17 protein-coding genes and 2 pseudogenes are annotated in these 21,183 nt (G+C 51.6%); 13 read left to right on the top strand and 6 right to left on the bottom strand.

Annotation, left to right across the window (positions count from 1 at the left end):
• Nucleotides 1-963: pseudogene (gene mafB, locus ACRPFF_RS01085) on the top strand (polymorphic toxin MafB class 1); the annotation flags it as partial.
• A complete protein-coding gene (locus ACRPFF_RS01080) occupies nt 953-1,501 on the top strand; it encodes a suppressor of fused domain protein (RefSeq protein WP_432673559.1) in 549 nt (182 codons plus the stop codon). The pseudogene mafB and the gene ACRPFF_RS01080, both read left to right, overlap by 11 nt.
• A 61-nt stretch (nt 1,502-1,562) precedes the next feature.
• Here the strand turns inward: ACRPFF_RS01080 and ACRPFF_RS01075 are convergent, their stop codons facing one another.
• Together ACRPFF_RS01075 and ACRPFF_RS01070 are read right to left on the bottom strand one after the other, a co-directional pair.
• Nucleotides 1,563-3,776, bottom strand: a complete 2,214-nt coding sequence (locus ACRPFF_RS01075; RefSeq protein WP_432673558.1) for a RelA/SpoT family protein — start codon at nt 3,774-3,776, stop codon at nt 1,563-1,565.
• A gap of 70 nt (nt 3,777-3,846) precedes the next feature.
• Nucleotides 3,847-3,966, bottom strand: a pseudogene (locus ACRPFF_RS01070) (IS5/IS1182 family transposase); the annotation flags it as partial.
• Nucleotides 3,967-4,023: 57 nt separating this feature from the next.
• Here ACRPFF_RS01070 and ACRPFF_RS01065 point away from each other — a divergent pair.
• Nucleotides 4,024-4,665 carry a GrxB family glutaredoxin gene (locus ACRPFF_RS01065; RefSeq protein ID WP_432673557.1) on the top strand — a complete coding sequence of 214 codons (642 nt, stop codon included), beginning with the start codon at nt 4,024-4,026 and terminating at the stop codon, nt 4,663-4,665.
• A gap of 85 nt (nt 4,666-4,750) precedes the next feature.
• Here ACRPFF_RS01065 and ACRPFF_RS01060 read toward each other — a convergent pair whose 3' ends face one another.
• Complete coding sequence (locus ACRPFF_RS01060; protein ID WP_432673556.1) at nt 4,751-5,401, bottom strand: site-2 protease family protein; 651 nt, start codon at nt 5,399-5,401, stop codon at nt 4,751-4,753.
• A gap of 252 nt (nt 5,402-5,653) precedes the next feature.
• On the opposite strand from ACRPFF_RS01060, the gene ACRPFF_RS01055 reads away from it, so the two are divergent.
• The 3 genes from ACRPFF_RS01055 to ACRPFF_RS01045 all read left to right on the top strand — a co-directional run bounded on the left by ACRPFF_RS01055 (nt 5,654) and on the right by ACRPFF_RS01045 (nt 7,670).
• Nucleotides 5,654-6,505, top strand: a complete 852-nt coding sequence (locus ACRPFF_RS01055) for an energy transducer TonB (RefSeq protein ID WP_432673555.1) — start codon at nt 5,654-5,656, stop codon at nt 6,503-6,505.
• 66 nt (nt 6,506-6,571) lie between these two features.
• Complete coding sequence (locus ACRPFF_RS01050; RefSeq protein ID WP_107863034.1) at nt 6,572-7,231, top strand: MotA/TolQ/ExbB proton channel family protein; 660 nt, start codon at nt 6,572-6,574, stop codon at nt 7,229-7,231.
• A 4-nt stretch (nt 7,232-7,235) separates the two neighbouring features.
• The gene (locus tag ACRPFF_RS01045) at nt 7,236-7,670 is read left to right on the top strand and encodes an ExbD/TolR family protein (protein ID WP_003706998.1); all 435 of its coding nucleotides are present in this window, start codon (nt 7,236-7,238) and stop codon (nt 7,668-7,670) included.
• Between the two features lie 64 nt (nt 7,671-7,734).
• Here ACRPFF_RS01045 and ACRPFF_RS01040 read toward each other — a convergent pair whose 3' ends face one another.
• Together ACRPFF_RS01040 and ACRPFF_RS01035 are read right to left on the bottom strand one after the other, a co-directional pair.
• The gene (locus ACRPFF_RS01040; protein ID WP_432673564.1) at nt 7,735-8,169 is read right to left on the bottom strand and encodes a TIGR01244 family sulfur transferase; all 435 of its coding nucleotides are present in this window, start codon (nt 8,167-8,169) and stop codon (nt 7,735-7,737) included.
• 64 nt (nt 8,170-8,233) lie between these two features.
• A complete protein-coding gene (locus ACRPFF_RS01035; protein WP_432673554.1) occupies nt 8,234-9,982 on the bottom strand; it encodes a M61 family metallopeptidase in 1,749 nt (582 codons plus the stop codon).
• A 327-nt stretch (nt 9,983-10,309) separates the two neighbouring features.
• Between ACRPFF_RS01035 and ccoN the strand changes: the two genes are divergently transcribed.
• The 6 genes from ccoN to recC all read left to right on the top strand — a co-directional run bounded on the left by ccoN (nt 10,310) and on the right by recC (nt 18,976).
• On the top strand, nt 10,310-11,743 hold the full coding sequence (gene ccoN, locus ACRPFF_RS01030) for a cytochrome-c oxidase, cbb3-type subunit I (RefSeq protein ID WP_025456791.1): 1,434 nt from the start codon (nt 10,310-10,312) through the stop codon (nt 11,741-11,743).
• Between the two features lie 26 nt (nt 11,744-11,769).
• The gene (gene ccoO, locus ACRPFF_RS01025) at nt 11,770-12,381 is read left to right on the top strand and encodes a cytochrome-c oxidase, cbb3-type subunit II (RefSeq protein WP_304666315.1); all 612 of its coding nucleotides are present in this window, start codon (nt 11,770-11,772) and stop codon (nt 12,379-12,381) included.
• A 4-nt stretch (nt 12,382-12,385) separates the two neighbouring features.
• On the top strand, nt 12,386-12,556 hold the full coding sequence (locus tag ACRPFF_RS01020; protein ID WP_003752303.1) for a CcoQ/FixQ family Cbb3-type cytochrome c oxidase assembly chaperone: 171 nt from the start codon (nt 12,386-12,388) through the stop codon (nt 12,554-12,556).
• A gap of 23 nt (nt 12,557-12,579) precedes the next feature.
• Complete coding sequence (ccoP, locus tag ACRPFF_RS01015; protein ID WP_107819471.1) at nt 12,580-13,911, top strand: cytochrome-c oxidase, cbb3-type subunit III; 1,332 nt, start codon at nt 12,580-12,582, stop codon at nt 13,909-13,911.
• Nucleotides 13,912-14,255: 344 nt separating this feature from the next.
• Complete coding sequence (locus tag ACRPFF_RS01010) at nt 14,256-15,665, top strand: PepSY-associated TM helix domain-containing protein (RefSeq protein ID WP_432673553.1); 1,410 nt, start codon at nt 14,256-14,258, stop codon at nt 15,663-15,665.
• Between the two features lie 101 nt (nt 15,666-15,766).
• On the top strand, nt 15,767-18,976 hold the full coding sequence (gene recC, locus ACRPFF_RS01005; RefSeq protein WP_432673552.1) for an exodeoxyribonuclease V subunit gamma: 3,210 nt from the start codon (nt 15,767-15,769) through the stop codon (nt 18,974-18,976).
• An 82-nt stretch (nt 18,977-19,058) separates the two neighbouring features.
• On the opposite strand, the gene mtrR is transcribed toward recC, so the two are convergent.
• On the bottom strand, nt 19,059-19,691 hold the full coding sequence (gene mtrR / locus ACRPFF_RS01000; protein WP_263316313.1) for a multidrug efflux system transcriptional repressor MtrR: 633 nt from the start codon (nt 19,689-19,691) through the stop codon (nt 19,059-19,061).
• Between the two features lie 249 nt (nt 19,692-19,940).
• Between mtrR and mtrC the strand changes: the two genes are divergently transcribed.
• Nucleotides 19,941-21,179, top strand: a complete 1,239-nt coding sequence (gene mtrC / locus ACRPFF_RS00995) for a multidrug efflux RND transporter periplasmic adaptor subunit MtrC (RefSeq protein WP_432673551.1) — start codon at nt 19,941-19,943, stop codon at nt 21,177-21,179.
• Nucleotides 21,180-21,183: the final 4 nt, after the last annotated feature.

Below are 21,183 nucleotides of genomic sequence, written 5' to 3'. Positions count from 1 at the left end.
GCCGTTGACCGGTGGATACAGGAAAATCCCAATGCCGCCGAAACCGTCGAAGCCCTGGCCAACATCCTGCCGTTTGCCAAAGCTGAGAAGTTGGCGAAACTGGGGAAGGCGGCAAAACTAGGAAGGGAGGCAAAACCGGGGAAAGCTGCGGTTAGTGGGGACTTCTCAAAATCCTACACCTGCTCCTTCCACGGCAGCACCTTGGTCAAAACGGCAGACGGCTACAAAGCTATTGCCCGTATCCGAACCGGCGACCGCGTCNTCACCAAGGACGAGGCAAGCGGGGAAACAGGATACAAACCCGTTACCGCCCAATACGGCAATCCGTATCGGGAAACCGTTTACATTGAAGTTTCAGACGGCATCGGTAACAGCCAAACCCTGATTTCCAATAAAATCCACCCGTTTTACAGTCAAGGAAAATGGATACAGGCAGGTCGTCTGAAAAAAGGCGACACCCTGCTTTCCGAAAGCGGTGCAAAACAGACGGTTCAAAACATTACCCTCAAACAGCAGCCGCTCAAAGCCTACAACCTGACCGTTGCCGACTGGCATACTTACTTCGTCAAGGGCAATCGGGCGGAAACGGAAGGGGTTTGGGTTCATAATGATTGTCCAACCAAACTAAAACCAACAGAACGTTATAATCGTCAAACGCATTATGGAGGTTCTCAAACAGATGGGGCAAAGGCTCAGGCAGCAAGACAGGCAGGAGAAGGTAAACCTTGTCCAACTTGCGGTAGAATTCAGTTATCTGGTACGAAAACCGCACCAAGTCCGCAACATGAACCCCCATTAGTAAAACATTACTATGAACATGGTGGTCACTCCATGAGCAATGCTGATCGAGCGAAACATGCCAAGGAAAGCATAAAAGGAACTCAATGTTTAACATGTCAAAGGAAAGAGGGTGCGATGATGTCAAGATATTCGAGAGAACAGGCTAAAAAGCATGGACTATAACCAAACTGTTTTATCTCACTTGCAAAAATTTTGGAAACATTATGATATTAAAGGATTTACTTGGACTTTAGGAAGGATTGTTGAAGAACTTCCCGATTTCCAAGTTTTCCAAGTGATTCCTAATCATGAAGATGAGCCTTGGGTTTATGTCAGCTCTGGGATAGGTCAATTTTTAGGGCAGGAGTTTTTTATCATCAGCCCGTTTGAAACACCTGAACATATTGAGACCTTGGCAATGCTGGCATCTGCAAGTATGCATTATCCTGATCAATTTCAATTAGGGAAAACTGTCAATATCGGCAGACCGTGGGTCGAGCAATCATCCTTCCGGCATTTTCTGATTTCTCTGCCTTATCCTTATGGGCAAGAGTTGGAATATATGGATAATGTCCGATTTTTCTGGTTATTGCCGATTACTCGTCAAGAGAGGCTTTTTCTAGATACTCATTCGGTAGAAGAATTGGAAACGAAATTAGATAAAGCGGGTATTGATTATTTAGATATAAATCGTGCGAGTACTGTCTGGCAGGCCGGATAAAAAACCAGTAATCAAAATGCCGTCTGAAACGATATTCGTCTTTCAGACGGCATTTTTGTATTTAAAGCCGGGTAACGCTCAATACGCCTTTGACGTCGCCGAGGCTGGTGAGGACGCGCGGGAGGTCGTTGACTTGTTTGACTTCGAGCGTGAACCTCATGCTGGCTTCCAAGTCGCGGGACTGGGTTTGCACGGCGGTAACGTTGAGTTTGTGGCGGGCGAGCGCGTCGGATACGTCGCGCAAAAGCCCTGAGCGGTCTTGGGCGCGGATTTCGATATCGACGGCGAACACTTGCCCTTCCTGCAACGCCGCCCAACTTGCGTCCAGTACTTTTTCGGGCGCGTGTTCGGCAAGGTGTCGGAAAGAGGGGCAGGTTTTGCGGTGGACGGAAATGCCGCGCTCGCGGGTAACGAAGCCGACAATATCGTCGGGCGGCGCGGGTTTGCAGCATTTGGCAAGCGTGGTCATCAAGCCGTCTTCGCCATCGATGAGCACACCTGTTTTGCCGCCTTTTTTGATTTTGGACTGTTTGACGATGGTGGTTTCGCTGACGGGCACGGGTGGCGGTTCGTTCAACTTGCCGCAGGCTTTTTGGATGGCGCGGTTGGAAATTTCGCCTTGTCCGATGGCGGTATAGAGGTCGTCGAGTTTTTTGTAGCCGAGGTTTTCGGCAAGCTCTTGCAGGTTGGGCTTGGGCGTGAGTTTGGTAAGCTGTTTGTCGAGCTGGACGCGGCCTTCTTCGCGTACGGTGTCGGCGTTTTGCTGACGGATATAGGCGCGGATTTTGCTGATGGCACGGTTGGATTTGACCCAGCCTTCGTAGAGCCAGTTGACGGAAGGATGCCCTTCTTTGGCGGTAATGATTTCGACGCGCTGTCCGTTTTCAAGCGGGGTGGACAGCGGCACGATTTGCCCTTCGACTTTCGCACCGCGGCAACGGTCGCCGATGCTGCTGTGCAGGGCGTAGGCGAAGTCGATGGGGGTGGCACCCGTGGGCAGGGAGAGGACTTTGCCGTGCGGGGTCAGGACATAAATCGTGTCGTTGAACAGCTCGGTTTTGAAGGCGGCGGCGAGGTCTTCCTTGCCGCTTTCCGCCATGTTTTCGCGCCAATCCAAGAGTTGGCGCAACCAGGCGATTTTTTGTTCGTAGGCGGAATCGCCTTTGCCGCCCTCTTTGTAACGCCAGTGCGCGGCGACACCGAATTCGTTGAATTGGTGCATATCGAAGGTGCGAATTTGCACTTCCACGCCTTTGTCTTCCGGGCCGACAATGACGGTGTGCAAACTTTTATAGCCGTTGCCTTTGGGGTTGGCGATATAGTCGTCGAACTCGCCGGGGATGGGCTGCCAGAGACTGTGGACGATACCCAGAGTGGTGTAACACTCGGGGACGGTATCGACCAGAATCCGCACGGCGCGGATGTCGAACAGACCGTCGAAAGTGAGCTTTTTCTTCACCATTTTTTTGTAAATGGAGTAGATGTGTTTCGGGCGGCCGGCGACTTCAAAGTGGATATTGTATTTTTTCAGTTCCGTACGCAGGATATTGAGGAAGTTTTCAATGTATTCGAGGCGTTCGGTGCGTTTTTCGTCCAAAAGCAGGGCGATTTCGCGGTATTTTTCGGGTTCTTGATGGCGGAAGCCGAGGTCTTCGAGCTGCCATTTGAGCTGCCACACGCCCAAGCGGTTGGCGAGCGGGGCGAAGATGTCGAGGGTTTCTTTGGCGACGGCGCGTTTTTCGGAGTTGTCGGGGACGTTGCTTAAAAATTGCAGGGTGCGCGTACGCATCGCCAGTTTGATTAACACGACGCGGATGTCGGTAACCATCGCCAGCAGCATTTTCCGCATAGTTTCGGCCTGCTGGGCGCGTTCTTCCGGCGTGGCGAGGCTGTCCACGCGGGCGAAGTGGGTAAGTTTCTGCACTTCGTCCACACCTTTGACCAGCTCGGCGACGGTGCTGTTGCAGCGTTCGGAAACCAAGAGATTCCAATCGGGAACGTAGCGTCCGATGTCGGCAAGCAGGGTGGCGGCGACGGCATCGGGCAGCAGGTCGAGTTCATGGACCATTTGCGCCGCACCGAGGAAGTGGTCGGGTAACGGCTCGCCATACGGCGTGGCGGCATCGGCGGGGTAATGTGCTTCCGCCAGCGAACGGGCGGCTAAGACAAGTTTTTTATCGTTGTCCGGCAGCGCGGCGCAGTAGCTGTCGAACCATTCGCGCAATTCTTGCAGGGTCGCGCTTTGCGTGTCTTGAATCGGGCTGATGGCGGTCATGATGGGATCTTCCGTTCCGATAAAAACGAGTTAATTGTAACAGCTTATTTATTTACGGTGCATAGGCGGGAAGATATAGTGGATTAAATTTAAACCAGTACGGCGTTGCCTCGCCTTGCCGTACTATCTGTACTGTCTGCGGCTTCGTCGCCTTGTCCTGATTTAAATTTAATCCACTATAAACTTGTTTCGGGCGGAGCGGGGTGTTAAGGTAGCCGGTACCGACAGGTTGACGAGGAATATTTTGATGAAACTGTATATTTACGACCATTGCCCGTTTTGCGTGCGTGCGCGGATGGCTGCCGGGCTGTTTGGCGCGGACGTTGAAGAAGCCGTGCTGGCAAACGACGACGAGGCAACGCCGATCGGTATGATCGGTGCGAAACAAGTGCCCATCCTGGAAAGAGAGAACGGTTCGTTTATGGGCGAGAGTTTGGACATTGTGCGCCATTTCGACCGAGAAGGCCGTCTGAAAGACGAAGTCCGCCCCGAGATACAGGCATGGCTGGACAAAGTCGGCAGTTACAACAATAAACTGGTTCAGCCGCGTACTGTTAAAATCGGTCTGTCCGAGTTCGCTACTGCCGAAGCGGTTAAATATTTTACAGATAAAAAAGAGAAAAGCATCGGCAGCTTTTCTGCCAATTTGAATAAAACCGCCCAATACCTCGAACGGATAAACGCAGATTTGCAAGAGTTGGAGAATTTGATGGACGGTACTTCAGACGGCATCAACGGCGGAATCGGCATGGAGGATATTTTGGTTTTCCCCGTTTTGAGGAATCTGACCGTGGTGCGCGGCATCGCGTTCCCTCGGAAGACGATGGATTATTTAATCGGTATGAGTGAAAAATCAGGCGTGCCGCTTTATTTTGACAGGGCATTGTAAAACAGAAAAACGCAGCAGGCAGGGAAGCCTTGCTGCGTTTTTTTGTGGTTGGCAAATACGGCGGTATCGTCCGAAAACCGTAAATTCAAATAAACCATCCGATGAGGGACTGAACCAGTATCATAACCAGCTGTACGACAGGGGCGATAAATGCACCCAACCACCCGGTCAGCATCAGTAGCAGGATAATCCACGTCCCATAGGGTTCGATTTTGCGGAACGCTTGCGAATATTTCGTCGGCAGAAAGGTGTCGATGAAAATGCCGCCGTCCCAAGGCAGGATGGGGATGATGTTGAGCGCGAACAGAATGGCGTTAATCAGGATGCCGTAATTTGCCATTTTTGCCAGCGGCATTTGGTATGCGTCGCCGATGAATGGGGCCAATACCCAAATCAGCCCCCACAAAAACGCCATTGCCAGATTCGACAGCGGACCGGATGCGGCAACATAACGCCAGGCAAGGCGAGGGTTGCGGAAGTTGCGCGAATCGATAGGGATAGGACGTGCCCAACCAAATAGAAACGGTGTGAACATCAACGTAATCAGCGGAAAGATTACCGTGCCGACCAAATCGATATGGGGGAGGGGGTTCAGTGTCAGCCTGCCGTATTGTTCGGCAGTGTTGTCTCCCCAGTAGCGCGCCGTATAGCCGCGTACCACCTCCCTGACGGTAATGGCAAGCAGTACGGGCAGGACAGCAAGCAAGAATACGCCCAAGTCAAAATTCCGAAACATGATTTTCCTTTAAAACAGGTGGTACGCAGCCGTAACCGGCTGCCGGATGAAGGGGGCAATATATCATTTAACCCGATTTTGTTGGAATGGGAAAACAGGCAGATCCGCTCCGTTTGTCTGACGGTATCTGATAATTTGTCATAACATATTGTTTTAATATGGATTTTAATAATATGAAAACAGTATTCAGATAAAGGTAAATAATAAAAATAGGTTGCAAATAGGAATTGTTGCTATTATTATGCCCGAATTATGGATAAAGAACGAATTTTAACCCCCGCAGTCGTGTTTTCCGTCGCACTGCTGCATTTGGCAATAGTGGCATTGCTCTGGCAGGCGCACAAGCTGCCCGTGATAGAGTCAGGAAATGTTATCGAATTTGTCGATTTGGGCGATTTTGGCGGAGGGGGCGGCGCACCCGAAGGCGCAGGCGCGCCTGCCGCGCCCGAACCGCAACCCGCGCCCGATCCGCCCAAACCTGTCGAACCGCCCAAGCCGGTTTTGAAGCCGGCGGTTACAAAAAAGGCGGATGCAGATATTCAGCAGCCCAAGGAAAAGCCGAAACCCGAAGAAAAACCGAAACCAGAGCCTAAGCCGGAAGCGAAGCCGACTCCCAAACCGGTTGAGAAAACGGTAGAGAAGCCGTCTGAAAAACCTGCCGAATATCCCGGCAATACTTCCGCCAAAGCCGGCAGCGAGCACGGCGGGGGAGAAGGTAAGGGAACCGGTACCAAAGGTGACGGAACGGGGCGTGGAGAAGGCAGCGGTAAAGGCAGCGGCGGAGCCAAAGGCGAGCATGGGGAAGGAACCGGCGGCAGCGGCGGCGGAACAGGTGCCGGCAGCAGTAAAGGCAATCCCCTGCGTGCCAACGGCAGTATTCCGCGACCGCCTTATCCTACGCTTTCTATGGAAAACGATGAACAGGGTACGGTTGTCCTGAGTGTGATGGTGTCTCCGGGCGGTCATGTCGAGTCCGTCAAAGTGGTGAAAAGCAGCGGTTTTTCCCGTTTGGACAATGCAGCACGCAAGGCGGCGCAAAACGGGCATTTTCAAGCCAATGCCTGGACGGAGTTTAAAGTCCCCGTTAAATTTGAATTGAATTAGGCTGTTGTCGCGGCAGTTTGCGGCAGCTTGGATTTTTGATTTGTTTTTATCAGTTTTGGAATCATTATGGATTTGAAATTAGTGTTTGAATCAGGCGATGTCGTCCTGATCGGTGTGTTTGTGTTGATGCTGTTGATGAGTATCGTAACATGGTGTCTGATTGTCTTACGCAGCATTAAGCTGTATCAGGCTCGCAAAGGCAATACGGTTGTTAAGCAGCATATGAGCAATACTTTGTCTTTGAACGATGCGCTTGAAAAAGTGCGTGCCGTTGACGCTCCCCTGTCCAAACTGGTGCAAGAGGCATTGCAGTCGTACCGCAACTACCGTCAAAATGAAGCTTCCAAATTGGCTCAGGTGCTGCCGTTGAACGAGTATTTGGTCATTCAAATCCGCAACAGTATGGCCCAGATTATGCGTCGCTTTGATTATGGTATGACCGCGCTTGCCTCCATCGGTGCGACCGCACCGTTTATCGGCCTGTTTGGTACGGTTTGGGGGATTTACCATGCCCTGATCAATATCGGACAAAGCGGACAGATGAGTATTGCGGCGGTTGCCGGTCCGATCGGCGAGGCATTGGTTTCTACTGCGGCGGGTCTGTTTGTGGCGATTCCTGCTGTGTTGGCGTACAACTTCCTCAATCGCGGTGCGAAGACGCTGACTCAGGATTTGGATGCGATGGCGCATGATTTGCATGTCCGCCTGTTGAACCAAAAGGATTAATGAAATGGCATTCGGTTCGATGAATTCCGGCGATGACTCGCCGATGTCCGACATCAACGTTACGCCGTTGGTGGACGTGATGCTGGTTTTGCTGATTGTATTTATGATTACCATGCCGGTGCTGACGCATTCCATTCCTTTGGAATTGCCGACCGCGTCCGAGCAGGCAAACAAGCAGGATAAACAGCCTAAAGATCCCTTGCGCCTGACGATTGATGCAAACGGTGGTTATTATGTCGGCGGAGATTCTGCAAGCAAAGTGGAAATCGGGGAAGTGGAAAGCCGTCTGAAAGCCGCCAAGGAGCAGAATGAAAACGTGATTGTGGCAATTGCGGCAGACAAGGCGGTGGAATACGATTATGTAAACAAAGCGTTGGAGGCCGCCCGTCAGGCAGGGATTACCAAAATTGGTTTTGTAACGGAAACCAAGGCTCAATAAAGTTTGACGTTTGAACGAATGCCGTCTGAACGCCTTTCAGACGGCATTTTTGTATCGGTCGGTTTTATGGTTTGACCGCTGCGTCTTCCAAACGGCTGCGGAAGTTTTCCAAATTTACGCCTGCCGCTTCTGCGCGGCGGATGATTTCGTCAACCGGCATACCTTCTGCCGCCCGGCGGAAGCCCCACAGGAGGGAGCAGCGCGTACCGGTTCGGCAATAGGCAAGGACGGGATATTCGGCTTGTCCGATGAGTTGTTGGAAGGTTTCGACATCGTGTTTTTGGATGTCGCGGGCGGTAACGGGTTGGTGATGGAATCCGGTAACGCCTGCTTGTTCCAGCCACTGTTTGATTTGGGCGAAGTCGGGCTGCGATTCTTCTTCGCGGTCGGGGCGGTTGCAGATGACGGTTTTGATACCCAGTAGCGAGATTTGTTCCGCATCGGCTTTCGTCAGTTGTGGGGAGATGTAGAGATGTTCGTCAAGTTTTAGAATCGCCATTTTATTTCCTTTGTTTTGCGGTTGGTTTTCAGACGGCATTTTGTGTGCAATGCCGTCTGAAAGTTTAACCGAACAACCAGTTTTCCAACAGGTTCCGGTCTGTGATATGTAGGATGGCAGTATCCGCCGCCGCTGCCTGAACCGTCAAGACGGTTTGACGCAATATGCCTGCACGGAAGAAGTGGATATTGATTCTTGCATTGACGTGGTATCGGGCCCATTGTGCGGCAAAGTCGGTGCAGGCATAACCGTCTAAAGCAATGATTTTGTCTTGCGGGCACAGTGCCGCAGATTCCGCGCTGCCGCCGTTGAAGACATGGGTCAGGACGATGTGGTCGGCGTTTTGTTTGAAACGTGCGCCGAAATCGCCTGTCGGCGGGACGGGGCAGATGTGTTCCGCGTATCCGCCGCCGTGTTGTCGGGGAAGTGGTAGGAAGGTCAGTCCCACGCCTGCGGTTGCCAGGCATTCGGCAAGCGGCAAATCTTCGGTGCTGTATAACGCTTTTTGGAAAAAATCTTCCAAATCCAAGCCGGTTATTTCCTGACAGCGGATTTGCCAGTGTTTTTCCGGAATACCCGAGTGTGTGTCCCTCCACTCCCGATAGAGTTTGTCCATTACCGTATCGAGAGAATGTCTGCCGCCGCTTTTGTTCCGTATCAGCAAATCAAGGCACAATGCGGCAAGTGCGCCTTTTTGGTAGTAGCTGACGATGGCGTTGGGGCTGTTTTCATCCGGTTTGTAAAATTTGTTCCACGCGGTAAAACTCGATTCCGCCAAGGTCTGCCTCAAACGGCCGCGGGTTTGTTGTACGCGCGTAATGCCTTGTGCCAGCAGGTTTAAATAAGATTCGGGCGAGATAGTGTGGCTGCGTGCCAAAAACAAATCGTCGTAATAGGATGTAATGCCTTCGAATGCCCATAGTTGTTCGGTATAGTTCTCTTTGTCGAGGTCATAAGGGGCGAACGCGGCAGGTTTGATGGATTTGACGTTCCACGCGTGAAAATATTCGTGGGAGAAAAGTCCGAGCAATGTGGTGTAGGCATCGTCGGCATCGGTCATATCGAACAGCGGAAGGCTGTGGCGGTCGGCGAGCAGGGCAGTGCTGTCGGCGTGTTCCAAACCGCCGTAAATATGGTCGCCGACGTGGAGCAGGAACAAATATTTTTGAAACGGGGCAGGGGAGGAAAACATTGCCAATTCAGTTTCGCAGATTTTTTTGAGGTCTGAAATCAGCCTGTTGTGGTCGAAGTCTGGATAGATGCCGCTTAGGGCGAGCGTATGCGGAATTCTTGCCGCTTCAAAATCTAAAAATTCAATCAAGCCCATTTCCACAGGGCGGTCAATCAATTCAGCATAGGATGCCGTCTGAAAAATATATCGGTCTGTTTCGGGTAGGGTTGTGGCAATACGCCATTCGGGTGGAATGCCCGTCAATTCCAAGCGGTGCGGCAGCGTTTCCGTTCCTTCGACTTTCAAAAACAGGCATGATCCGTCAAAAAAACCTCGTTCCGTCGACAGGAAAGAACCTCGAACCGACAAATCGAATGCATATACGGTGTAGCAGATTTGCCACTCGCCGCGTATGGAGGCGGCACGCCAACAGTTTTTTGCAATTTGGTCGAGTCGGACGGGTACACCGTTGCAGGATGCATCGATAGATGTAATGTGGCGGGAAAAATCCCGAATCAGATAGCTGCCCGGTACCCAGTTNGGCAGGCTTATTTCTATAGGAAAATCATTATCTTGTGTGAATGTCAGCAGGATGTGCCATTCATGGTCTAGAGGGGAGGGGGTAATTTTATAATTAATCATGGCTATTAAATATATCGTTAAATATTATTGATAAAATGTCTTTAAAATGCAGCTTAATCTACATCAATAAAGTGTTATAAAAAAGGGGGCTTGAAAAACAAAGCAATGTCAAACGGGTTATAATTTATTATAACAATATGATTTATATATAATAAAAAAACAAATTAAGAAATAGGTACTCCGGCGGTGGGAATGTAATTCCGCTTGGCGTAATAAGGCAGATATGTTAAATTTAGAAAAAATTATGCTTGCCCAAGTTGGACCTTAAGAGGTCGCAAAGGTGGGCAGGATAAAAAATTTTTATTCCCATAATTCATGGAGACTCTCATGGACACACAAACTTACAACTACAAAGTGGTGCGCCAGTTCGCCATCATGACTGTAGTTTGGGGTATCGTGGGTATGTTGGTCGGCGTTATCGTAGCTGCCCAACTGTTTGCTCCCGCCCTTGATTTATCGGACATCGGTCCTTGGTTTCACTTCGGTCGTCTGCGTCCGCTGCACACCAATGCGGTTATTTTCGCATTCGGAGGCTGCGGCCTGATCGGCACATCATACTACGTTGTCCAACGTACTTGTAATACCCGCCTGTTTGGTGGCTGGCTGCCGGCATTTACCTTTTGGGGCTGGCAGGCGGTAATCGTTGCCGCCGCTGTCAGCTTCCCTATGGGTTGGACTCAAGGTAAAGAATATGCCGAGCTCGAATGGCCGATCGACATTCTGATTACTTTGGTTTGGGTTGCATACGCCATCGTATTCTTCGGTACGATTGCCAAACGTAAAATCAAACATATCTATGTTGCCAACTGGTTCTATGGCGGCTTTATTTTGGCGGTCGCACTTTTGCACATCGTCAATAACATCAGCATTCCGGCAGGTTTGATGAAGTCGTATCCCGTCTATTCCGGTGCGATTGATGCTATGGTTCAATGGTGGTACGGGCATAACGCCGTGGGCTTCTTCCTGACTGCCGGCTTCTTGGGTATGATGTACTATTTCGTACCCAAACAAGCAGGTCGCCCTGTTTATTCCTACCGCTTGTCTGTCGTTCACTTTTGGGCGTTGATTTTTACCTATATGTGGGCGGGTCCGCACCATCTTCACTACACTGCGCTGCCTGACTGGACACAATCTTTGGGTATGGTTCTGTCTTTGATTCTGTTCGCACCCTCTTGGGGCGGTATGATTAACGGCATTATGACCTTGTCCGGCGCGTGGGACAAACTGCGTACTGACCCAATTCTGAAATTCCTGATTGTTTCCCTGTCCTTCTACGGTATGTCTACCTTTGAAGGTCCGATGATGTCGATTAAAACGGTCAACGCATTGAGCCACTATACAGACTGGACCGTTGCGCACGTTCATGCGGGTGCGTTGGGCTGGGTAGGCTTCGTAACCATCGGTTCTGTCTATTACATGATTCCCCGCCTCTTCGGCAAAGAACAGATGCACAGCACCAAGCTGGTAGAAGCGCATTTTTGGATTGCGACCATCGGCGTGGTACTGTATATCGCCGCGATGTGGATTGCCGGTGTGATGCAGGGTTTGATGTGGGGTTCTTTGAATGATGACGGTACGCTGACCTACTCGTTTGTCGAATCCGTAAAACGCACTATGCCTTATTACATGATCCGTTTTGCAGGTGGTTTGCTGTATCTGAGTGGTATGTGCATTATGGCGTACAACGTGTACCGCACAGCCATCGGTGGTAAAGCAGTCGATGCTGAAATCCCTGCGGTTCCCCAAACACAGCACCACTAAAATACTAAGGAAGATAGGCTACCAAAATGAAATTACAACAATTGGCCGAAGAAAAAATCGGCATCCTGATTGTGTTTATCCTGCTTGTAGTCAGTGTCGGTCTGTTGATTGAAGTTGTGCCCTTAGCCTTTACTAAGGCGGCAACACAGCCGGTACCGGGCGTGAAGCCTTACAATGCCCTGCAGGTTGCCGGACGCGATATTTACATCCGTGAGGGCTGTTACAACTGCCACTCTCAAATGATTCGTCCGTTCCGTGCGGAAACCGAGCGTTACGGTCATTACTCTGTTGCCGGAGAGTCGGTTTACGACCATCCGTTCCAATGGGGTTCCAAACGTACCGGTCCTGATTTGGCACGTGTGGGCGGCCGCTATTCCGACGAATGGCACCGTATCCACCTGCTGAATCCCCGTGATGTCGTGCCTGAGTCCAATATGCCGGCATTCCCATGGCTTGCACGCAATAAAGTCGATGTCGATGCAACTGTTGCCAACATGAAGGCTTTGCGTAAAGTAGGTACTCCTTACAGTGATGAGGAAATTGCGAAAGCACCTGAGGCTTTGGCAAACAAATCCGAGCTGGATGCTGTAGTCGCCTATCTGCAAGGATTGGGTCTGGCTTTGAAAAACGTAAGGTAACATCATGGATATTAACGGTATTCGCGCTCTTTTCACGGTATGGATCTTTATCTGTTTCCTGTTGGTACTCTATATCGTCTTCAACAGGCGGAATAAGAAAAATTACGATGATGCCGCAAACAGCATTTTTGATGAAAACCAAGATGCGCAAGATAAGAAAAGCGAAAACCGTTAATATTGTGATAACGGAGCAAAACAATGAACACAACATCCCAATTTACCAGTAACTTCTGGAATATATATATTGCAGTTATTGTCTTACTGAGCTTTATCGCTTTGGCTTGGCTTCTGCTGTCTCAAAATGTTGTCAAACGTCCGAAAAAGGGCGAAGAAGTACAAACTACAGGCCATGAGTGGGACGGTATTGCCGAATACGACAACCCGCTGCCGCGCTGGTGGTTTTGGCTGTATGTTTTGACATGGCTGTTCGGTATCGGTTATCTGGTTATGTATCCGGGTGTCGGCGACTACAAAGGCCTGCTGAAATGGACCAGCCACAACCAATATGAAAAAGAGGTCAAAAAAGCCGATGAGCAATACGGCAAACTGTATGCCAAGTTTGCGGATATGCCGATTGAAAAAGTGGCAAAAGACCCACAGGCCAAGCAAATCGCCCAAAACCTGTTCAATACCTACTGTATCCAGTGCCACGGCTCTGATGCCAAAGGTTCTAAAGGTTTTCCGAATCTGACCGACAGCGATTGGTTGTGGGGCGGCGATCCCGATAAAATCCACGAGACCATTGAAAAAGGCCGTGTTGCTACCATGCCTGCTTGGGGTCCTGCTTTGGGTGAGGAAGGCGTAAAAGACGTTGCGCATTATGTGATGTCCCTTTCAAAACCCAAAGGCCAGTATGATGAGGAACGTGCCGCACGCGGACAAGCCTTATTCAGCGGTCCGCCTGCCAACTGTTTCACTTGCCACGGCGATAAGGGACAAGGTATCCAAGGTTTGGGTCCGAACCTGACTGATGACGTGTGGTTGTGGGGCGGTACGCAAAAATCCATTATCGAAACCATTACCAACGGCCGCAGCAGCCAAATGCCAGCGTGGGGACATTTCTTGGATAAAGACAAACTGCATATTATGACTGCTTATGTATGGGGTCTTTCCAATAAAGACGGTAAAGCTCCGGTGAAAAAAGCCGAGCCTGCACCGACTCCCGCACCGGCGGCAGAACCCGCAGCATCTGCTCCTGCAGAAGCAGCACAAGCCGCTTCTGAAGCTAAACCTGCCGCAGCAGAACCTAAAGCCGAGGAAAAAGCCGCACCTGCTGCCAAAGTAGACGGCAAACAGGTTTATGAAACCGTTTGTGCCGCCTGCCATGGCAATGCGATTCCGGGTATTCCCCACGTCGGCACGAAAGCCGACTGGGCCGACCGCATCAAAAAAGGTAAGGACACATTGCACAAACACGCAATCGAAGGTTTCAATACGATGCCCGCAAAAGGCGGTCGCGGCGATTTGAGCGATGATGAGGTGAAAGCTGCAGTTGACTATATGGTCAACCAGTCAGGCGGCAAATTCTAACCGTTGTTTTCCGACTTTGTCGGATGCAGAAATCCGGATTCATATCGAATCCGGATTTTTTATTTTGAACGGAAATCCTGTTTTTGATTTATGCCGTCTGAAAGTGGGGATTTTGATGCTTAAGCGGTCAGACCGACTGATATTTTTGTATGGTTTAAAGAATGGTGCGGTTGGGTGTCGGACAGCATTGTTTGATGCTTTCAGACGGCATATAGGTTTGTTTCTTCAAAATTGAATCTTTTTTCATATGTTGCAAAAAATATTGATTTTAGTCATAAAGAATTAGTCTTTATTGTCTATAATCGCGCATCATCACGATAACTCTAATTTCAAAAGAACGATAAATGGATACACAAATCAAAACTGAAGCCGGTCAGCAGAATAACCGGCGTTATCTGACCGTTTGGAGGTGGCATTTTTATGCCGGTCTGCTGGTTATGCCTTTTCTTACCCTGCTTGCCGTTACAGGCTTGGGTATGCTGCTGTTTGCCAATATTACCGGCAAGGAGGGCGAGCGGATTCATGTTGTGCCGCAGGCAACGGTACAACCTCTGTCTGTTCAGGCAGAAGCGGCACGCAGTGCCGTTAATCCGGAGACTTCGTCCGTCGTCCAATATATTGCACCGCGTGCCGATGATATGGTTGCCGTGTTCCGTGTCAACAATGAGGGCAAGGCAACCATGGTTGCGGTCGATCCTTATACGGCAAAAGTGGTCAGTACCATGCCGCGCAATCAGGGTTGGTATCACACGATGGATGAAATCCACGGCGATATGATGCTCGGTGCGGCAGGCGATTATCTTTTGGAAACGGCGGCTTCACTGACCATTATTATGGTTGTCAGCGGCTTGTACCTTTGGTGGGCGAAACAGCGCGGTATTAAAGCGATGCTACTGCCGCCCAAAGGCAGGGCGCGTTCTTGGTGGCGGAATCTGCACGGCGCGTTTGGAACTTGGGTGTCGCTGATTTTACTGTTGTTCTGTCTGTCCGGAATTGCTTGGGCAGGTATTTGGGGTGGCAAGTTCGTGCAGGCTTGGAGTCAGTTCCCGGCCGGCAAATGGGGTGTCGAACCGAACCCTGTTTCAGTTGTGCCGACCCACGGCGAGGTATTGAATGACGGCAAGGTTAAGGAAGTGCCGTGGATTTTGGAGCTTACGCCTATGCCTGTTTCAGGGACGACTGTGGGCAAAGACGGCATTAACCCTGACGAGCCGATGACATTGGAAACCGTCGACCGTTTCGCGCGGGAAATCGGTTTCAAAGGGCGTTATCAGCTGAATTTGCCCAAAGGCGAGGACGGCGTATGGACTTTGTCGCAAGACTCTATGAGTTACGATATGATTAGTCCGTTTGCCGATCGCACGGTGCATATCGACCAGTACAGCGGAAAAATTCTTGCTGACATCCGCTTTGACGATTACAACCCGTTCGGTAAATTCATGGCGGCAAGCATTGCGCTACATATGGGTACTCTGGGCTGGTGGAGCGTGTTGGCGAACGTCGTGTTCTGCCTTGCCGTGATTTTTATCGGCATCAGCGGCTGCGTGATGTGGTGGAAACGCCGCCCGACCGGCGCGGTGGGCATGGTTCCGCCGGCACAGAAAGTCAAGCTGCCGGTTTGGTGGATGATGGCATTGCCGCTATTGGCAATCGCATTGATCTTCCCGACCGCGCTGCTTGCCATTGCCGTGATTTGGCTGCTGGATACCTTGCTGCTGTCGCGGATTCCTGTTTTGAGGAGATGGTTTAAATGACCCGATGCCGTCTGAAGCGTTCAGACGGCATTTTGTTTGAAGGCGGGCGGGGGAAAGGCTATATAATCCCGAATACTTGACCACAGCTTCTGTTTGAAATCATGTTTTATCTGTATCAATCCAACCGTCTTGAAACGCTGGCGGCACTGTTTGCCCGCATTCAAAAAGTCAAACCGCTGAAATGGGCTTTACAGCCCGAACAGATTATTGTGCAGAGTCAGGGGATGCGCCGCTACCTCAACACCTGNCTCGCCCGCGATTTGGGCGTGGCGGCGAATTTGGCGTTCAGCTTGCCCGCCGGCCTGACGTGGAAGTTGATGAAAAAACTGATTCCCGGTATTCCGGAACTCAGCCCGTTTGCGCCTGAAGTGATGCGCTGGCGGCTGTTGGATTTGTTCCGCAGCGAGGCATTTCGGAATACGGCAGAATTTGAAGATGTGAGGAATGTGCTGCAAGACTATCTAGGCAGCGGCGAATCGGCAGATTATCAGCTTGCGGGACAGCTTGCGGACATATTCGACCAATACCTCGTCTATCGTCCCCAGTGGATAGACGCGTGGCAGCAGGGCAGGATACTCGGTTTGGGCGACGATGAAATCTGGCAGTTCAAACTGTGGCGTTACCTCGACGACGGCAGGCAGAGCGCGCCGCACCGTGTCGCGTTGTGGGAAAAGCTGTTGGAATCTTTGAGCAGTGATAAGCTGCCCGAGCGTTATTTCGTGTTCGGCATTTCCACGATGGCACCGATGTATTTGCAACTTTTGCACAAGCTGTCCGAACATTGCGACGTGTTCGTGTTCGCACTCAATCCGAGCGGGATGCATTGGGGCAACGTCATCGAAGCGGCGCAAATCCTCAAAGGCGGCGGCGATCCCGATTTAACTCAGGCAGGGCATCCGCTGCTCGCCTCATTGGGCAAGCAGGGGCGGGACTTTTTCGACTTTTTGAACGAAATGGAAATAGAAGGAGAAACGCCGGTATTTGAAGAAGGCGGGCGCGATACGCTTTTGCACGCCCTGCAAACCGATATTCAAAACCTGAAAATGCCGTCTGAAATGGCGGGAAGCGTCAACACGGGCGACGGCTCGATACGCATCGTCTCCGCACACAGCCCTTTGCGCGAATTGCAGATACTCAAAGACAAGCTGTTGAAAATTCTGCATGAACATCCCGATTGGCAGCCGCATGATATCGCCGTATTAACCCCGAATATCGAATCCTATACGCCTTTTATCGAGGCCGTGTTCGGACAGGCGCAGCCCGGCGCGCAGGCATTGCCGTATTCCGTGTCAGACGTGAAAATCAGCCGCCGCCAACCGCTGTTTCATGCTTTGTCATGCCTGTTCGACTTGTTGGAAAGCCGATTTGAAGTCGATAAAGTGCTTGTGCTTTTAGAAACCGCGCCCGTGTTGCGCCGTTTCGGACTGACTGAGGACGATTTACCGCTTTTGCACGATATGGTTGCCGATTTGAACGTTCACTGGGGTTTGGACGGAGAAATGCGCGGCGGCACGGATCAGCTGTTCACCTGGAAGCAGGCGGTAGAACGCATGATATTGGGCTGGATGCTGCCCGAAGGCGGCAATCCGATGTGGCAGGATGTCAGCGCGTGGTATGCCGACGTGAATCAAACCGCCATGTTCGGACGTTTTGCCGCCTTCCTCGAAACCCTGTCGGATATTGTACGGATATGGCGGCAACCTGCGACGGTCGGCGAATGGGTGGCGCGTTGCCGGGATTTGCTTGAAATATTGTTCCAAGCCGAAGCCGATGACCAAAAGGCAGTCCAAAATCTCGAAAACGAATGGGTCAAATGGCAGGAAGAGAGTGCTCTGGCTGGGTTCGTCGGACAGTTGCCACAACAAACCGTCATCCGCCATATCCGACGTTTCCTCGACAGCGAAAGCGAGGCAGGCTTTTTACGCGGCGGCATCACCTTTTGCAGTATGGTGCCGATGCGCAGCCTGCCGTTCAAAGTCATCTGCCTGTTGGGTTTGAACGACGGAGATTTTCCCCGCAATACCAAAGCCGCCGTATTCGACCTGATTGCCAAACATCCCGCCAAAGGCGACCGAGCCCGTCGCGATGACGACCGCTACCTGTTCCTTGAAGCTCTCATCAGCGCGCGTGAAATCCTGTATTTGTCCTACATCGGGCGCGATATCCGCAAAGACGAAGAGCTTGCCCCGTCTTCGCTGTTGGGCGAACTCATCGATACCGTTGCCGCTATGGCGGGCATCGGCAGCCGCCAACTTGCACAAAATTGGATAGAACAGCATCCGCTGCAAGCCTTCTCGCGCCGATATTTCCAAGAAGGCGGACGTTCAGACGGCATATTCGGCACGCGTACCGACTACGCCGCCGCGCTCGGACAAACGCCCGAACCGCCACAACCCTTTTTCGACCAACCCGTAGAAAACGCCGAACCCGTTGCCGAAATCGGACAGGACGAATTTATCCGCTTCTGGCGCAACCCCGTCAAAGTATGGCTTCAGCAGCAGCTTGCGTGGAGCGAACCCCATATCGGCGAAGCCTGGGAGCCTGCCGAACCCTTCGAGCCGCAACGCGCGGAGCAAATCGCCGAAACCTACATCGAAGCACGGCGCGAAGGACGGGATTTTGCCCAAACCGCCGCCCGTATCGGGGCAGAAAGCCTGCTGCCGTCGGGAGAGTTGGGCAGACTTTGGCAGCAGGACTTCCAAACCGCTGCCAAACAAATCGACACGGCGGTTTTAAACAGCCCCAAACTGCCACCGCTTTCATACGCCATACCGTCGGACGGGCAAATCCTGAAAGGCAGCTTGGGCAATCTGTACCGCTGCGGTCAGGTGTTTTACGCCTACGGCAAACCCAATGCGCCGCAACGTGTGGCTTTTTTGTTGGAACACCTGATATTTTGCGCCGTTATGCCGTCTGAAGCCGAAACGCGGCAAACCTTTATCGTCCAATCCGGAGAAACCGAAATATTGGCGGAAATCGCGCAAGACAGGGCATTGCAGCTATTGTTGGAATGGATGGCGTTTTTCAATATCGGGCAAAACCGCCCGCTGCCGTTTTTTGCCAAAACCTCGCTTGCCGCCGCCGAAGCGTTTGCCCAAAAACAAGATTGGGAAGCCGCCCTGAAAAAAGCCCAAACCGCCTACCACGGCAACAAAGTCAGCAAAGGGCAGAAAGACTACACCGAAGTCGCCCTCGTGTTCGGCAACGCAAGCCAAAACCCGCTCGAACAGCCCCTGTTTGAAAACCTCGTCCGCCTGCTTGCCGACACGCTTGCCGCAGCGGAAAAAAAGGAAGAGGCCGGAGCAGCATAGAAAAAGCATAACAGGATAGAAAGACAAATGCCGTCTGAAAACAGCAAAAAGGGTTTCAGACGGCATTTTTACCAAGGCTTGATTATTTCCGGCGCAGGCAGGGATGGTTTTCCAAGTTGTCCATCATTATCCCGATGATGCGCGGGGCGGTTTTGCCCAAATCGAAACTTTCGCCGGAAGAGAACCAACGCCAAATCAGCCCGTCCAAGGTCGACTTGATGAAGATGACCGCCGTTTCTTTGTCCAAATCGTCTGCCAAATCCTGATTTTCCACCGCTTCGGTCAAAACGGCGGTAATTTTCTCGCGCCAGATTGCCTGATGCTTGCGGGCAATGGCGATAACGGCGGCGTTTTGCTCCGTGTGTTCGCATTTTAAAAACAGGATGTTGTGGAATTTGTAGTGGATGTCGTTGCTTTGCAGCCGCTCGAAAAAGTGCAGCAGCGTGTGGCGGAATACCGTCCAAGATCCTCCTTCGGCATTTGCGGCATCTTGCGCGATGCAGTTTTCGATGTCGTCGCAGATACGTTGGAACAGCGCGTCGAACAAGTCTTCCTTATTTTTGAAATGCCAATAGAGCGCGCCGCGCGTTACGCCGGCGGCTTGGGCGATTTCGTTGAGCGAGGTGCGCGCAATCCCTTTGCGGTAAAAGGTTTCCAAGGCGGCAAGCATCAGGTGTTCTTTGGTTTTCAAGGCTTCGGTTTTGGTTTTTCTCATAATGGCGTTTTCGTTCCGTCGCGGTTTGACGGTTGGGATTATAAAAAAAAGACTTTGTATCCGTGCAATCGTGTATGTATAATAACGCCCCTGAAATTGAGACAGTTTCCCAGTGCCGAAGTGCCGAACCCACCTGCTTTGCAACCCGTTTGAATACAGGGATGCCGAAGCAGGCGGTTTTGTATTTTGAAACGGGAATTTCTGTTAAATCTAAAATCCTTTAATAAAATCATACAGATAGGATAGATAATGGCTTTTTATGCTTCTAAGGCGATGCGTGCCGCCGCGTTGGCGGCCTCTGTCGCGTTGGCACTGTCATCCTGCGGCAAAGCGGATGAAGCGGCGCAGGGTGGGCAGCCTGCGGGTCGGGAAGCCCCTGCGCCCGTCGTCGGTGTCGTAACCGTCCATCCGCAAACCGTCGCATTGACCGTCGAGCTGCCGGGACGTTTGGAATCGCTGCGTACCGCCGATGTCCGCGCCCAAGTTGGCGGCATCATCCAAAAACGCCTGTTCCAAGAAGGCAGTTATGTCCGTGCCGGACAGCCGCTGTATCAGATCGACAGTTCCACTTATGAAGCAGGTCTGGAAAGCGCGCGCGCCCAATTAGCCAGCGCGCAGGCGACCCTCGCTAAAGCCAATGCCGACTTGGCGCGTTACAAACCGCTGGTTTCCGCCGATGCCATCAGTAAACAAGAGTACGATGCGGCGGTAACGGCGAAACGTTCTGCCGAGGCAGGCGTCAAAGCGGCACAGGCGGCAATCAAATCCGCCGGCATCAGTCTAAACCGTTCGCGCATTACCGCACCGATTTCGGGCTTTATCGGCCAGTCCAAAGTTTCCGAAGGTACGTTGCTGAACGCCGGCGATGCGACCGTACTGGCGACCATCCGCCAAACTAATCCGATGTATGTGAACGTTACCCAGTCTGCATCCGAAGTAATGAAACTGCGCCGGCAGATAGCCGAAGGCAAGCTGCTGGCGGCAGACGGTGCGGTAGCGGTCGGCATCAAATTTGACGACGGTACGGTTTACCCTGAAAAAGGCCGCCTGCTGTTTGCTGATCCGACCGTCAACGAATCGACCGGTCAGATTACCCTGCGCGCCGCCGTACCGAACGATCAGAATATCCTGATGCCCGGCCTGTATGTGCGCGTGCTGATGGATCAAGTGGCGGTGGATAATGCATTCATCGTTCCGCAGCAGGCGGTAACGCGCGGTACGAAAGATACCGTGATAATTGTGAACGCCCAAGGCGGTATGGAACCCCGCGAGGTAACGGTTGCACAACAGCAGGGGGCGAATTGGATTGTTACGTCAGGTCTGAAGGACGGGGACAAGGTGGTTGTGGAAGGAATCAGTATCGCCGGCATGACGGGTGCGAAAAAAGTAACGCCTAAAGAATGGATGCCGTCTGAAAACCAAGCCTCTGCGCCTCAAGCCGGCGTTCAGACGGCATCTGAAGCCAAACCTGCTTCTGAAGCGAAATAAGGAA

Source organism: Neisseria sp. SLRRB23, from assembly GCF_050896295.1.
Lineage (GTDB): Bacteria > Pseudomonadota > Gammaproteobacteria > Burkholderiales > Neisseriaceae > Neisseria.
This window is presented reverse-complemented; position numbering and strand designations above follow the sequence as displayed.

What these genes read in the sequence shown, in the direction of transcription:
- ACRPFF_RS01045 (WP_003706998.1), top strand. Translation starts at nt 7,236, where the DNA reads ATGGCATTCGGTTCGATGAATTCCGGCGATGACTCGCCGATGTCCGAC.
- ACRPFF_RS01055 (WP_432673555.1), top strand. Translation starts at nt 5,654, where the DNA reads ATGGATAAAGAACGAATTTTAACCCCCGCAGTCGTGTTTTCCGTCGCA.
- ACRPFF_RS01050 (WP_107863034.1), top strand. Translation starts at nt 6,572, where the DNA reads ATGGATTTGAAATTAGTGTTTGAATCAGGCGATGTCGTCCTGATCGGT.
- ccoN (WP_025456791.1), top strand. Translation starts at nt 10,310, where the DNA reads ATGGACACACAAACTTACAACTACAAAGTGGTGCGCCAGTTCGCCATC.
- ACRPFF_RS01075 (WP_432673558.1), bottom strand. Translation starts at nt 3,776, where the DNA reads ATGACCGCCATCAGCCCGATTCAAGACACGCAAAGCGCGACCCTGCAA.
- mtrR (WP_263316313.1), bottom strand. Translation starts at nt 19,691, where the DNA reads ATGAGAAAAACCAAAACCGAAGCCTTGAAAACCAAAGAACACCTGATG.
- ACRPFF_RS01065 (WP_432673557.1), top strand. Translation starts at nt 4,024, where the DNA reads ATGAAACTGTATATTTACGACCATTGCCCGTTTTGCGTGCGTGCGCGG.
- mtrC (WP_432673551.1), top strand. Translation starts at nt 19,941, where the DNA reads ATGGCTTTTTATGCTTCTAAGGCGATGCGTGCCGCCGCGTTGGCGGCC.
- ccoP (WP_107819471.1), top strand. Translation starts at nt 12,580, where the DNA reads ATGAACACAACATCCCAATTTACCAGTAACTTCTGGAATATATATATT.
- ACRPFF_RS01040 (WP_432673564.1), bottom strand. Translation starts at nt 8,169, where the DNA reads ATGGCGATTCTAAAACTTGACGAACATCTCTACATCTCCCCACAACTG.
- ccoO (WP_304666315.1), top strand. Translation starts at nt 11,770, where the DNA reads ATGAAATTACAACAATTGGCCGAAGAAAAAATCGGCATCCTGATTGTG.
- ACRPFF_RS01020 (WP_003752303.1), top strand. Translation starts at nt 12,386, where the DNA reads ATGGATATTAACGGTATTCGCGCTCTTTTCACGGTATGGATCTTTATC.
- ACRPFF_RS01080 (WP_432673559.1), top strand. Translation starts at nt 953, where the DNA reads ATGGACTATAACCAAACTGTTTTATCTCACTTGCAAAAATTTTGGAAA.
- ACRPFF_RS01060 (WP_432673556.1), bottom strand. Translation starts at nt 5,401, where the DNA reads ATGTTTCGGAATTTTGACTTGGGCGTATTCTTGCTTGCTGTCCTGCCC.
- ACRPFF_RS01010 (WP_432673553.1), top strand. Translation starts at nt 14,256, where the DNA reads ATGGATACACAAATCAAAACTGAAGCCGGTCAGCAGAATAACCGGCGT.